This is a genomic window from Amycolatopsis sp. SB7-3, from assembly GCF_041021335.1.
Taxonomy (GTDB): Bacteria; Actinomycetota; Actinomycetes; order Mycobacteriales; family Pseudonocardiaceae; genus Amycolatopsis; species Amycolatopsis japonica.
Genome location: NZ_JBFPJQ010000007.1, coordinates 49,400 through 61,698 on the forward strand (window position 1 = coordinate 49,400; position 12,299 = coordinate 61,698).

A 12,299-nucleotide genomic window follows, 5' to 3' on the forward strand; every position below is an offset into this window, starting at 1 on the left:
GCGTGGGCGACGGCTGGTCATGGACGTCGCCTTGTGGCTCGGGCTCTGCGGCTGGGTGGTCATCGACGCCGGATCCAGCACGAGGCACTGGGAGCTGCTCGCCGGGCTGGCCGCGACCACCACCGCGATCGCGACCGCGCGCCGGTATCCGCTCGTCTCGCTCGCCATCGCGATGGTGGCCAGTTTCGTGGTGATGGGCAGCTTCGGCGGCCGGGTGCCGATCTGGGAAGGCTTCGTCCTCGTCGCGGTCGGTTACCTCGCCGGCTATCGGCAGCCGGTCGCGAAGCCGATGCTGCGCCTCTTCGCCGCTGTTTCGGTGCTTGCGGTCCCCGTCGCGCTGCTGTGGAGCAAGGACGGCTTCGCGTCCTGGGGTGCGCTGCTCGGCGTCCTCGTCTTCGCGGGGGTGACGCCGTGGTTGCTGGGCAGGTATGTCCGGCAGCGTGAGGACATGGCACGTGACGGCTGGCGTCGCGCCGAGGAGATGGAGAGCCGTCAGCGGCTCGTCGCCGATCGCGCGCGGTTGCGCGAGCGCACCCGGATCGCCAGTGACATGCACGATTCGCTGGGCCACGAGCTGAGCCTGATCGCGGTGCGCGCGGCGGCGCTGGAGGTCGCGGGCGGACTCGACGAACGACAGCGGCGGGCCGCGGGCGAGCTGCGGCAGAGCGCCGCGACGGCGACCGAACGGCTGCGCGAGATCATCGGCGTCCTGCGTGAGGACGACGCGCCGACCGAGCCGGTGCACGAGAGCATCGACGAACTGCTCGACCGGACCAGGGCTTCGGGCGTGCTGATCGAGTCCTCAGTGGACGAACCGCTCGAGGGCGAGCCGCAGATGGTCGACCGGGCCGCGTACCGCGTGGTCCAGGAATCGGTCACGAACGTGGTGAAACACGCGCCGGGTGCCGCGGTCACGGTCCGGGTCGTGCGGTCCGAAGGGCAGACGGACGTCGTGGTCACCAACTCCGCGCCGCCCGCGGGACCGCTGCCGGGCAGGGCATCGGGCAAACGCGGGCTGATCGGCCTGCGCGAACGGGTGCGTCTCGTCGGCGGAACTCTGCGGGCAGGTCCCCGTGACGGCGGATTCGAGGTCAGCGCGACCTTGCCGCACGACGCGGCGCCGTCGGAGGAATCGCCCGAGAGCCAGGCGGCGATGGACGCGGAGGTTGGGCAGTCGACGTCGGCGAGGGAACTGGAGCGCGCCCGCCGGGACGTCCGGCGCAGCCTGATCCAGGCGATCGTCGTGCCGATGGGGCTCTTCGGCGTGGTGGTCGGGATCAGCGGGGCCGTGTTCCTGGTGCAGTGGTACGGCTCCGAACTCCCCGGTGGGGACTACGCCCGCATCCACGTCGGCCAGACCCGCGCGGAAATCGCCTCTCTTTTGCCGAGCGGCCAGCGGATCGCGCGACCGCGCACGGTGGAGTCCCCCGTGCCGCCGGGGGCGACATGCGAGTACTACGGCACCGAGCGCAGCGTGTTCAACTTGAACTACGAGGCCTACAGGCTGTGCTTCGCCGAGGGGAAACTCGTGGCGAAGGACTTGATCAGTGAAGACGAGCAAAAGGGGGACCCGGATGATCCGGGTGGTGCTGGCCGATGACGAGGCGATGATCCGCGCCGGGGTGTCGGCGATCCTGGCCGCGGACGCCGGGATCGAGGTGGTCGCGGAGGCCGAGGACGGGCGCGCAGCCGTCGAGCAGACCCGCGCGACCAGGCCGGACGTCGTGCTCCTCGACATCCGGATGCCGGTCATGGACGGGCTCAAGGCGGCCGAGGAGATCCGGCGGCTGCTGCCCGAGGTCGGCGTGATCATGCTGACGACGTTCGGCGAGGACGCCTACATCGAACGCGCGCTCGGCCTGGGCGCGAGCGGTTTCCTGCTGAAATCCGGCGATCCCCGCGAGCTGCTCGGCGGTATCCACGCGGTCGCTGGTGGGGCGGCGTTCCTTTCGCCGAAGGTCGCACAGCGGGTCATCGCGCGCTTCTCCGGCAATCAGGTGTCCCGAGCCGAAGAGGCGAAGGCGCTGATCGAGAAACTGACCCCGCGTGAGCAGGAAGTATTGGCGCTGCTGGGTTCCGGACTGTCCAATGCGGACATCGCCGCGAAACTGTTCGTCGTCGAGGGCACGGTGAAGGCCTACGTGAGCACCATCCTCAACCGGCTCGGCGCGCGGAACCGGGTGCAGGCCGCGATCACCGCGTATGAGGCGGGGCTGGTCGGCGGGGGACGGGAGGAGTCCAGCCGCTGACGCCGGCGCCGATGCGTGCGGTGAGCGCGCCGGGGAGCAGCCGGAACACGCCGTTACGGACGGCCACGGCGAGCGGATTGCGCAGCTGCGGCCCGACTTTTCCCGCCTGGACCGAGGCTTTCACAACGCCTTGGCTGCGCGGGCGGCGCTGCTCGTCGTAACTCTTCAATGCCGCGTCGACGTCTTCGGTAATGCTGAGCGCGGCGGCGAGGACGACGGCGTCTTCGATCGCCTGGCAGCCGCCCTGGCCGAGGAACGGCGGCATCGCGTGGGCCGCGTCGCCGAGCAGCGCGACGCGGCCTTTCACGTATGAGGGCAGGGGAGTGCCGAACAGGTAGAGATCGTGGTGGAGCAGCGTCTCGGGCGCGGTCGCTTCGATGAGTTCGGGAATGGGGTCGTGCCAGCCGCCGAAACGGTCTCGCAGATACGACTTCGGATCCTCGTGACGGACGCCCGCTTCGGCGACGTAACTCGCCCACCAGTAGACGCTGTCGTCGTGCAACGGGATGACGCCGATCTCGGCGCCGTCGTCCCAGCTCGTGCTGAGTTCTGTGGGATGAGGGAGGGTGGTCACCGCGCGGAAGGCCGTGCTGCCGCTGTAGACCGGTTCGGGGTGTCGTGGCCACAGCTGCTGCCGGGCCATGCTGTGGATCCCGTCCGCGGCGACGATGACGTCGGCGTCGAGGTCGTCGAGGCGGGTGACCTCGACGCCGGTGCGGACGCAACCCTCGGGAAGGGCGTCGTGGAGCGCGCCGATGAGATCCGCGCGGTGGATGGCGGCGAGCGGGCGGCCGTGATGACGGCGGAACGCCTCGGCATCCCAACGGGTGATGCGGCGGCCGTCGCGGTCGTGGAGACCGCCGGACGCTTGTTCCCGCAGCTTGCCGAGGTGCACGCCCAGCGTCTCGAGTGAACGCAGCGCGTTCGGCCACAGGGAGATGCCCGCGCCGGCGGCGGTGAGTGCCGGTGCCTGTTCGAGGACGGTGACCTCCCAGCCGATGCCGTGCAGCCCGATGGCGGCGCTCAGTCCGCCGATTCCCCCGCCGATCACGATCGCTTCGCGCATGTCGACCTCCTCTACAGTTGTAGAGTACTACTACACTTGTAGAGTGCGAAAGGCGACGATCGGGGACGCGGCCATCGAGGTCATCGCGGCCGAGGGGATGCGGGGGCTGACGCATCGCGCGGTCGACCGGTTCGCCGGGCTGCCGCCGGGTTCGACCTCGTACTACGCGCGGACGCGGGCGGCGCTGCTGGAGCTGGCGATCTCGCGCATGGTCGAACTCGACGAGGTCACCCTCGACCCGCCGCCCGGGCAGCTGGCCGAGTACGTGGCGGGGTTCGCGCACGCGGCGATCACGAAGGGGCGGACGCGGATGCTCGCGCGGTACGAGTTCGCGCTGGAGGCGACGCGGCGGCCGGAGCTGCGGGAGGCCTACGACCGGGGTGGGCTGGTGATCCGGCGACGGTGCGCGGAGGTGCTCACGGCGTGCGGATCGGCGGAGCCCGAGCGGCACGCGCGGGTGCTCGTAGCGTGGCTGGAGGGGACGGTCTTCGACGCGCTGGCTGGGACGGGGTCGCTGCGGCCGCCGGGGCTGGAGGAGCTGACGCGGGGGGCGCGGGAGGTTTTGGCGGGGCTCGGGGTGGCGGGGTAGCAAGGGACCTTTGCTACCACTTGGGGGCTGACCTGCGGAAAGAGAGCAAGGGACCTTTGCTGCCACCTGGGGCGCCGGTCCTGGAGCGAGAAGTCGCGAAAGCCACTTTCGGGACATCTGACGTCCTGAAAGTGGCTTTCGCGACGTGCGGCCGGCGCGGGTGGTAGCAAAGGTCCCTTGCTCCCCGTCAGGCGTCGCGCCGCCGCAGCACGGTGGAACCGGTCGCAAGCCCGGCCGCAGCCCAAGCCGCACAGAGCGCGACGCCGACCCAAGGCGCGTAGGGCGCGATGCCGCCGAAGATCGGATTACGCTGCCCAGGAGTGACCATCGCGTTGACGCCCGCGAAGCCGGGGAAGTAGTTCACGAGGTCTTCCGCGCCCAGCGAACCGGCGAACATCGGGATCATCACCAGCAGCACGAACACCGTCACGATCGTCCCCGCCGTCGAGCGCAGCGCCGTCCCCAGCCCGAGGCAGAGCAGGCCCAGCAGCGCGAAGTAGGCGCCCATCCCGGCCGCGGTCCCGAGCACTTCGCCCACAGAGGAGTCTGGCGAGGGGATCTGCGGCGCCGAAACCGCCACACCGGCGAGCGTGTTCAGCACGCCGTAGCCGAACAGCACCGGCAGCAGGACGGCCGACTTCGCCATCAGGACCCGGTTCCGCACCGGGACCCACTGCAGCGTCGAGCGGATGCTGCCGCTGGCGTATTCGCTCGTGATGAACAGCGTCGCCAGCGCGACGACGGCGAACTGCGTCAGGTAGAACGCCGCGCCGGCCACCACGGAATGCGCCGCCATCGGACGGCTGCTGCCGTCGCTCAGCGAGAAACCCATCCCCGCGGAGTAGGCGAGCATCAGGAAGATCCCGCTGATCAGGCACCACCAGGTCGACCGGACCGACCAGAACTTGGTCCATTCCGAAGAGATCGTGTTCATCGTGCGCTCCACTGCTTGAAGAAGCCGGTCAGCTCGGCACGGAAGAACTCCAGCGCCTTCCGCGAGTCGATCGAGCCGTACTGGTTTTCGATCTCGGTCGGCGGCAGCTGCGGGCGCAGTCCCAGCTGGTCGATCAGGATCGCCGCGTCGGTCACCGACGAATGGCCGCTGTTCTCGACCAGGTCCTGCCTCTTCGGGCCGGTGAGCCGCGGCCACGTCTCGTCCCAGGACGCGCGGAAGTACTTCTCGCCGGTCGGGCTGGTCAGCAGCAGGAACGGCCGGTCGATCGAGACGTCGCCGTAGAACGGGCCGTCGACGTTCACGCCCGCCTTGATCCGCCGGTCGGCGGTCATCGCGGCGGCGGTCGCCGAACCACCGGCGGAGTGACCGGCCATCCCGATCTTCGTCGCGTCGATCGACCAGCGCCGGTCCTTCAGCAGCGTGTCGACGACGAACGTCGTGTCCACGGCACGGTTCGCGATCGCGGAGGGCCACGGTTCACCCGACAGTCCACAAGCGACACACTGGCGCAGCCCGTCGGGGAATTCCGTCGCCCAGGCTTCGTAGGCGTGGTCCACCCCGGCGACCACGAAACCTTGTGCGGCAAGGTGTTCGGCCACCGAGGTCAACGTGATCCGGTTGTTGCCCGCACCCGGCGAAAGCACCACCAGCGGACGCCGTCCCGGCAGGGAGGGCGCGTTCTCCCGTGAGTGGACCCGCACCTTGCTCAGCGCGTCCGGCGGCAGGTCGAGCTTCCGCCCGGCGACCGCGGCCGCCGACTCGGCCTTGGTCATGTACAGCGGCGCACGGCCGATCGGGACGGCCGGGTACCAGACGTTGACCATCAGTTCGCGGCGCTTTTCGGGCACCCAGGGATCGGCTCTCCGCTGATCGGTGAGATGCAGCGTGCGCAGCCCGATCGGGAACGGGCCGTCCGGCGCGGGCAGCGACAGCGCCGGTGCCGGTTCCGCCGACGCGGCCGCCGGCACCCCCAGCAGGCCGGCGATCACCGCCACCATGACCACGAGTGACTTCATGCCGCGACTCCTGTTCCGTATTCGACCGACGACGCGGTCAGTTCCATGTACGCCTGTTCGAGCGAGGCGGTCCGTTCGGTCAGCCCGTGTACGCGGATCCCGAGTTCGTGCACCGCGTCACCGACGAGATGAATGGGCAGGTCGTGCACGACCAGTTCGCCCTGATCGGCTTCCGTGGTCGCGCCGAGCGCGTGCAGGCGCTGTTCGAGGACATGCAGATCGGCGGGGGCGGGCACCCGCACCACGACCGAGGTCCGCGAATTGCCCGCGATGAATTCGTCGACCGGCGCGTCGGCGAGGAGCTTCCCCTTGCCGATGACGACGAGCCGGTCCGCGGTCAGCTGCATCTCGCTCATCAGATGGCTCGACACGAACACCGTGCGGCCCTCCTCCGCGAGCGAACGCATCAGGTGCCGCACCCAGCGGACGCCGTCGGGGTCGAGCCCGTTCACCGGCTCGTCGAACATCAGCACGCCGGGGTCACCCAGCAGGGCGCCGGCGATCCCGAGCCGTTGCCCCATGCCGAGGGAGAACGTTCCGGCGCGTTTGCCCGCGACGTCGCTGAGGCCGACCGTCGCGAGCACCTCGTCGACCCGGCTCGCCGGGATCCCGTTGCTGCGCGCCATCGCCAGAAGGTGTTTGCCCGCGCTCCGGCCGGGGTGCAGCGCCTTCGCCTCCAGCAGCGCGCCGACCTCGCGCAGCGGGAAGCGCAGGTCCTCGTACCTCTTGCCGTCGATGCGGACTTCACCGTCGTCCGGCGCGTCGAGGCCGAGCGTCATCCGCATGGTCGTCGACTTGCCCGCGCCGTTGGGACCGAGGAAACCGGTCACCTTGCCCGGCTCGACGGCGAAGGTCAGCCCATCGACCACCGTCTTCTCGCCATAGCGCTTCGTGAGTCCTCGAAGCGTGATCATCCGCGTCCTCCTTCGTGTCCCTGAATCCTCCGACGCGGGGACACCCGGGGGCATTGCCCCGAAGTCATCGGCCACCCCTTACTTTCGGCAGGTGCCGCTCGGCACGAGTCAGCGCGGAAAGGCACAATCGGCGCCATGACCACCCGCGAACAACGGCGCGTGAATCCGCTCGACCTGGTGATGCTCGTCCTCGCCGTGTTCTCGGTCGGGCTGCTCGCCTACGTGACGTTCTTCCCGCATTCGGCGGAGACGGCGCACCGTGTCTTCGTCATCGACACGACGGTGTGCGGGATCTTCGCGCTGGAATTCCTCTGGCGGTGGCGGCGCAACGGCTGGGAGAAGCGGTTCCCGCTGCGCAACTGGTACGAAATCCTCGGCATGATCCCCATCGCGCATCCGGCGCTGCGCGGCTTCCGGCTGTTGCGGATCATCGTGGTGCTGGTCCGGCTCGCCCGTACGGCGGACCGGGCGTTCGGGGAGCGGTTCACCCAGCGGCTGGTCGAACGGCTTTCGCGGCCGATCGTGCTGGCGATCAAGAAGCCGATCACGATCGCGGTGCTCGACGAGGTGGTGAAGGTGCTGGAGACCGGGAACTATCCGCAGAACCTCGCGCGCTCGCTCGGCGAGAACCAGACCCTGTTGCGGGGGATCATCGCGGAGAAGCTCAAGAACGATCCGCAGGCCGGGCGGCTTTCGAAACTGCCGTTCCACGACGAGGTGGTGCGTTCGGTGATCGACACCGCGATGCGCGTGATCCTCGAAGTGCTGACCGACCCGCGGATCGACGAATTCTTCGCGCATGTGGTGCGGGAGAATCGCGAGCAGATCCGCAGCGCCGTGCAGCTGGGGCTGAACGAGCGTGAGGACGACGAGGAACTGGCGGCGCGGTTGCCGACCAGGCCGCAGCATCAGCTGATGGACTGACCTCTTGAGGTACGCCGGGTGGGCGCGGCGGTCAGCGGATCCTCCGGCCACGGGTGTTTCGGGTAGCGGCCGCGAAGATCGGCGCGCACGGCCGCGTACCCGTTGCGCCAGAACGATTCCAGATCGGCGGTGACGGCCGCGGGCCGTCCGGCGGGGGAAAGCAGGTGCAGCACCACCGGGACACCCGCCAGCTCCGGCGTCGCGAGCCAGCCGAAGGTCTCCTGCAGTTTCACGGCCAGCACCGGCTGCTCACCCGAATAGTCGACCCGGATCCGTGAACCCGACGGCACCTCCAGCCGATCGGGCGCCAGTTCGTCCAAACGCGACGCCTCGGGCCAGGGCAGCAATCCACGCAGCGCGGTGCCCGCGTCCAGCGATGCCAGGTCCGATCGGCGGCGAGCCGAGCCGAGGTCCAGCCAGCTGTCCACAGTGGACAGCAAGTCCGCGTCGGTGACCGAAGGCCAAGGCGGCCCCAGTACTCGATGCAGGAAAGACAGTCGCTCGCGCAATCGCTTCCCGTCTTCCGACCAGCGGAGCAGGCCGAGCCCTTCGGTGCGCAAACCGTCCAGTAGCGCGGCGCGGATCGCGTCCGGCGCGGGCGAGCGCAACGGTTTCTCCGCGAGCACGATCGCCCCGAGCCGCCGCACCGAACGAGCGACGACGTCACCCGAAGACCAGCGCACTTCGTCCACTGAGGACACCAGATTCGGCGCCGCGCGCACGGCGAGGTCCTCGTCGGCGGGGGCGGCCAGCCGGATGACGCCCTGTGCGCGGCCGGGATCGCGGGTCGCTTCGGCCACGGCCAGCCATTCGACGTCGGCGAGTCCGCTGCCGCGCGGGAGTTCGGCCGCGGTTCCGCCCGCCATCAGATACACCGGCGTCCCCGCGGCACGCCGTCGCGCGAGCCGCTCGGGATGCGCCAGCGCCACCACCAGCGCCGGATCGGACGCGTTGCCGCCGTCGGGCACCAGCCGGGAAAGCCGTCGCACGTCACGCTTCCAGCGCTCGTCACCGCGCACCCGGCGCAGCTCGGCTTCGAGATCGGTCAGGGTGCCGCCGCTGTCCAGCAGCGCGACGACTTCGGCGGCCGAGCGCGCGTTGGTCCGCGCCGCGCCGTCCAGCAACGCCCTCGCCAGCCGCGGATGCAGGCCCAGCCCGGCCATCTTCCGGCCGCGCTCGGTGACCGTGCCGTCCTCCGCGGTCGCCCCGAGCGTGGTCAGCAACGCGCGCCCGGCGGCCAGCGCGCCTTCGCCGGGCGGGTCCCACCAGGCGAGGCCGGAACCGTCCGGAGTGGACCAGCAGGCGAGTTCGAGGGCGAACCGCGCCAGTTCCGCCGTCCGGATCTCGGGTTCGGGATAGGCGGGCAGCGAACCCTGCTCGTGCGCGGCCCAGCACCGGTACGCGCGGCCCGGCGCCTCACGTCCGGCGCGACCAGCGCGCTGTTCCGCGACCGCGGCCGAAACGCGGACCGTCGCCAATCCGGGCAGGCCGCGCCGGTGATCGACGCGGGGAACGCGGGAAAGTCCGCAGTCCACCACCGCGCGCACCCCCGGCACGGTCAGGCTGGACTCGGCGACCGACGTCGAGAGCACCACCCTGCGACGATCACGCGGGCGCAGCGCGTCGTCCTGGCTCGCCGCCGAAAGCCGTCCGTGCAAGGGCAGCACGTCGGCGTCGAGGCCGTTGAGAAGTCCGCTCACTCTGGCGATCTCCCCGGCGCCGGGCAGGAAGGCGAGGACGTCACCGTCCCCTTCGGACAGTGCTTTGTGGATCACGCGGGCCACGGTCGCCTCGATCCGCTCGCCGCGCGCGGGCGGGGAGTACGAGACCTCGACCGGATATGTCCTCGCGTGCGCGGTGATCACCGGCGCGTCGCCGAGCAGGGCCGCCAGCCGTCCGGAGGCCACCGTGGCGGACGTCGCGAGCAGCCGCAGGTCGTCCCGCAGCCCGGCGCGCACGTCCAGCAGCAGCGCGAGCAGGAGGTCCGCGTCGAGATGGCGTTCGTGGCATTCGTCGAGCAGGACGGTCGACACCCCGGCCAGCTCGGGATCGCCCTGCACCCGCCGGACCAGCAGTCCCGAGGTGACCACTTCGATCCGCGTCGAAGAAGACACCTTCCGATCGCCGCGGACCGAATAGCCGACCGTTTCACCGACCCGTTCGCCGAGCAGGGACGCCATCCTCGCCGCCGCGGCCCTTGCGGCGAGCCGCCGCGGTTCGGCGACGATCACCCGGCCTTCGCCGTTGTCCAGCGCCAGCGGCACCAAAGTGGTCTTCCCGGTGCCAGGGGGCGCGACGAGGACCGCGGTGCCGTGGGCGTCGAGTGCGGCTTCGAGTTCGGGCAGGACGGCGCGAACCGGCAGATCGGGAAGGGTCACCGCTCGGTGACCTGTGGCGGAGGCGGGATCCGGTAGCCGGACGGGCCGATGTTGCGGTTCAGCGAATCGAGCCATTCCCCGGACGAAATCATCTTCTGGATCGCCTTGGCCACCGCCGCGCGGCCCTCGACGTCGTCCTTGCGCAGGCCGACGCCGTACTTCTCCTTCGAGAAAGGCTTGCCGACGACCCTCAGCAGTTCCGGGTTCTGCGCCACGTAACCGGCGAGGATGACGTCGTCGGTGGTCACCGCGTCCACCTGTCCGGCGAGCAGCGCCGTGACGCAATCCTGGTAACGCGGGTACTCGACGAGCTGCACGGCCTGGGCGAACTTGTCGCGCACCTGCTCCGCCGAGGTGGTGCCGCCCACGGCGCACAGCTTGCGGCCGTTGAGGTTCTCGGGACCGGTGATGTCGGTCGACCGGAGGCGGACGAGGAGATCCTGGCCGGTGTCGAAATAGGGACCGGCGAACGCGACCACCTGTTTGCGTTTTTCGGTGATCGAGTAGGTCGCCACCATCAGATCCGTGATCCCCGAGGTGATGTCCGTCTCGCGGGACGACGGTCTGCTGTCGTGCCAGGTGATGTGATCCTCGTCGACGCCCAATTCGCTCGCCACGTACTTCGCCACGTCGACGTCGAAGCCGACGTAGCGGCCGTCGATCGTCCGTTTGGAAAGGCCCGGCTGGTCGAAGCGGATGCCGATGGTGAGCTTGTTGGACGCGACGGCGCGCGCGACGAGGGAATCCGACGGACCGGCCTCTTCGCCGCAGGCCGCCGCTGTGACCAGCATCAAGCAGGCCACCAGCAGGGCGCGTCCCCTCATCGGGTGCCTCCGTCCGCCGCCTCACGTTGTTCTCAGGGTCGGCGGTTAGCCTAGGCCCGTGCGTAGACCGCCCCAAGTCGTACTCGACGCCGTGGGCACACTCGCCCGGCTCGGACTGGCCGCCGTCTGGTTGGTTTCCGGAGCGCTGAAGATCAGTGCCCCGGGGCAGACCTACATCGCGGTCCAGGCGTTCGATGTCCTGCCGGACGGGCTCGTCCGCCCGGTCGCGATCGGGATGCCGCTCGTCGAACTGGCGCTCGGCCTGTTCCTGCTCGCCGGGTTCGTCACCCGGTGGGTGTCGGTGCTGTCGGTGCTGCTGCTCGCGGTGCTCATCGCCGCGATCGCCCAATCCTGGGTGCGCGGGCTGAGCATCGATTGCGGCTGTTTCGGCGGCGGCGGTCAGATCGCCGCGGACCAGACGCGGTATCCGCAGGAGATCGCCAGGGACCTCGGATTCGCGCTCCTGGGGGTCTGGCTGATCGTGCGGCCGCGGACCTGGCTTTCCGTGGACGGCTGGCTCGGGAACTCTCGCGCCTCCGCCGACGACGACTATGTGGGTATCGCTGAAGGGAACGAATAATCGTGGGTGGAGCTGAGCGCAACGCTCGGAAACGCAAACAGCAGCAGACGGCGGCGCGTTCGGTGGCACAGGCCAGGGGCGTCGCGGGCGGCGACAAGAAGAAGGTCGTCGCGATCACCGTCGCGGTGGTCGTCCTCGCCGCGCTGGTGATCGGTGGCGTCATCTGGACGACGTCCAGCAAGGACAGCACCGAGGGCAAGGTGATCGGCGCGCAGACGGGCACCTCGGCGCCCGGTGTCGTCGAGAAACGCGACGGGGCCGTCGTGACCGTCGGCAAGCCCGAGGCGAAGAAGACCATCGACGTCTACGCCGACTTCCTGTGCCCGGTCTGCAAGCAGTTCGAGGAGACCTTCAAGGGGCAGATCGAGGAGCAGGTGAACAACGGGACCCTGCAGGTCCGGTACCACATGCTGCCGATGCTGAACCAGCGTTCCGACCCGCCCGGCTACTCGCTGGACTCCGCCAACGCCTCCCTCGCTGCGGCCGACGCCGGCAAGTTCCTCGCCTTCCACGACGCGCTGTTCAAGGACCAGCCGGAGGAAGGCGGTCGCGGGTTCGACAAGGCGCAGCTGATCAAGCTCGGCCAGGACGTCGGCATCACGGACCCGACCTTCGTGGTCAAGGTCAACAGCGGCGCGTACGAGCAGGAGATCCAGGACGCGTACAAGAAGATCTCCACGGACCCGTCGCTGCAGCAGGACTTCGGCAACGGCCCCGGTTTCGGCACGCCGACCGTCACTTCGAACGGGCAGGTCGTGAAGCTCGAGCAGGACTGGGTGAAGAAGGTCGTCAGCTAGTACGCAT

The 12,299-nt window shown here is 69.7% G+C and carries 12 protein-coding genes; 6 read left to right on the forward strand and 6 right to left on the reverse strand.

Going from position 1 to position 12,299, the window contains the following annotated elements:
• Nucleotides 1–19 precede the first annotated feature (19 nt).
• Together AB8M46_RS35105 and AB8M46_RS35110 are read left to right on the forward strand one after the other, a co-directional pair.
• Nucleotides 20–1,600, forward strand: a complete 1,581-nt coding sequence (locus tag AB8M46_RS35105) for a histidine kinase (RefSeq protein WP_394363112.1) — start codon at nt 20–22, stop codon at nt 1,598–1,600.
• The gene (locus AB8M46_RS35110) at nt 1,575–2,249 is read left to right on the forward strand and encodes a response regulator transcription factor (RefSeq protein ID WP_073847963.1); all 675 of its coding nucleotides are present in this window, start codon (nt 1,575–1,577) and stop codon (nt 2,247–2,249) included. The genes AB8M46_RS35105 and AB8M46_RS35110 overlap by 26 nt, the downstream gene beginning before the upstream one ends.
• On the opposite strand, the gene AB8M46_RS35115 is transcribed toward AB8M46_RS35110, so the two are convergent.
• Nucleotides 2,194–3,315 (reverse strand): FAD-dependent monooxygenase, encoded by a 1,122-nt coding sequence (locus AB8M46_RS35115; protein ID WP_394362979.1) that lies wholly within the window; start codon nt 3,313–3,315, stop codon nt 2,194–2,196. The two genes, AB8M46_RS35110 and AB8M46_RS35115, sit on opposite strands and share 56 nt — an antisense overlap.
• Nucleotides 3,316–3,358: 43 nt before the next feature.
• Here AB8M46_RS35115 and AB8M46_RS35120 point away from each other — a divergent pair, with 43 nt between their 5' ends.
• The gene (locus tag AB8M46_RS35120; protein WP_360094021.1) at nt 3,359–3,904 is read left to right on the forward strand and encodes a TetR/AcrR family transcriptional regulator; all 546 of its coding nucleotides are present in this window, start codon (nt 3,359–3,361) and stop codon (nt 3,902–3,904) included.
• A 187-nt stretch (nt 3,905–4,091) separates the two neighbouring features.
• On the opposite strand, the gene AB8M46_RS35125 is transcribed toward AB8M46_RS35120, so the two are convergent.
• Genes AB8M46_RS35125 through AB8M46_RS35135 form a run of 3 tightly spaced genes read right to left on the reverse strand, consistent with a single transcriptional unit; the run spans nt 4,092 to nt 6,789 of the window.
• The gene (locus tag AB8M46_RS35125) at nt 4,092–4,838 is read right to left on the reverse strand and encodes an ABC transporter permease (RefSeq protein WP_394362980.1); all 747 of its coding nucleotides are present in this window, start codon (nt 4,836–4,838) and stop codon (nt 4,092–4,094) included.
• Nucleotides 4,835–5,875: an alpha/beta hydrolase family protein gene (locus AB8M46_RS35130; protein ID WP_394362981.1), complete on the reverse strand. Its 1,041-nt coding sequence runs from the start codon at nt 5,873–5,875 to the stop codon at nt 4,835–4,837. Before AB8M46_RS35130 ends, AB8M46_RS35125 begins: the two co-directional genes overlap by 4 nt.
• A complete protein-coding gene (locus AB8M46_RS35135; protein WP_125735755.1) occupies nt 5,872–6,789 on the reverse strand; it encodes an ABC transporter ATP-binding protein in 918 nt (305 codons plus the stop codon). Before AB8M46_RS35135 ends, AB8M46_RS35130 begins: the two co-directional genes overlap by 4 nt.
• Before the next feature lie 135 nt (nt 6,790–6,924).
• Here AB8M46_RS35135 and AB8M46_RS35140 point away from each other — a divergent pair, with 135 nt between their 5' ends.
• Nucleotides 6,925–7,713, forward strand: a complete 789-nt coding sequence (locus AB8M46_RS35140) for an ion transporter (RefSeq protein WP_037346006.1) — start codon at nt 6,925–6,927, stop codon at nt 7,711–7,713.
• Here AB8M46_RS35140 and hrpB read toward each other — a convergent pair.
• On the reverse strand, nt 7,698–10,091 hold the full coding sequence (gene hrpB, locus AB8M46_RS35145; protein ID WP_394362982.1) for an ATP-dependent helicase HrpB: 2,394 nt from the start codon (nt 10,089–10,091) through the stop codon (nt 7,698–7,700). The two genes, AB8M46_RS35140 and hrpB, sit on opposite strands and share 16 nt — an antisense overlap.
• Nucleotides 10,088–10,915, reverse strand: a complete 828-nt coding sequence (locus tag AB8M46_RS35150; protein ID WP_394362983.1) for a glutamate ABC transporter substrate-binding protein — start codon at nt 10,913–10,915, stop codon at nt 10,088–10,090. Before AB8M46_RS35150 ends, hrpB begins: the two co-directional genes overlap by 4 nt.
• 91 nt (nt 10,916–11,006) lie before the next feature.
• Between AB8M46_RS35150 and AB8M46_RS35155 the strand changes: the two genes are divergently transcribed.
• Together AB8M46_RS35155 and AB8M46_RS35160 are read left to right on the forward strand one after the other, a co-directional pair.
• Nucleotides 11,007–11,495, forward strand: a complete 489-nt coding sequence (locus tag AB8M46_RS35155) for a MauE/DoxX family redox-associated membrane protein (RefSeq protein WP_394363113.1) — start codon at nt 11,007–11,009, stop codon at nt 11,493–11,495.
• A 2-nt stretch (nt 11,496–11,497) separates the two neighbouring features.
• Nucleotides 11,498–12,292, forward strand: a complete 795-nt coding sequence (locus AB8M46_RS35160) for a thioredoxin domain-containing protein (RefSeq protein WP_037346017.1) — start codon at nt 11,498–11,500, stop codon at nt 12,290–12,292.
• Nucleotides 12,293–12,299: the final 7 nt, after the last annotated feature.

Bases quoted from the DNA above. Each gene is read 5' to 3' on its own strand.
- AB8M46_RS35125 (WP_394362980.1), bottom strand. From the start codon at position 4,838: ATGAACACGATCTCTTCGGAATGGACCAAGTTCTGGTCGGTCCGGTCG.
- AB8M46_RS35130 (WP_394362981.1), bottom strand. From the start codon at position 5,875: ATGAAGTCACTCGTGGTCATGGTGGCGGTGATCGCCGGCCTGCTGGGG.
- AB8M46_RS35135 (WP_125735755.1), bottom strand. From the start codon at position 6,789: ATGATCACGCTTCGAGGACTCACGAAGCGCTATGGCGAGAAGACGGTG.
- AB8M46_RS35150 (WP_394362983.1), bottom strand. From the start codon at position 10,915: ATGAGGGGACGCGCCCTGCTGGTGGCCTGCTTGATGCTGGTCACAGCG.
- AB8M46_RS35140 (WP_037346006.1), top strand. From the start codon at position 6,925: ATGACCACCCGCGAACAACGGCGCGTGAATCCGCTCGACCTGGTGATG.
- AB8M46_RS35115 (WP_394362979.1), bottom strand. From the start codon at position 3,315: ATGCGCGAAGCGATCGTGATCGGCGGGGGAATCGGCGGACTGAGCGCC.
- AB8M46_RS35110 (WP_073847963.1), top strand. From the start codon at position 1,575: ATGATCCGGGTGGTGCTGGCCGATGACGAGGCGATGATCCGCGCCGGG.
- AB8M46_RS35105 (WP_394363112.1), top strand. From the start codon at position 20: ATGGACGTCGCCTTGTGGCTCGGGCTCTGCGGCTGGGTGGTCATCGAC.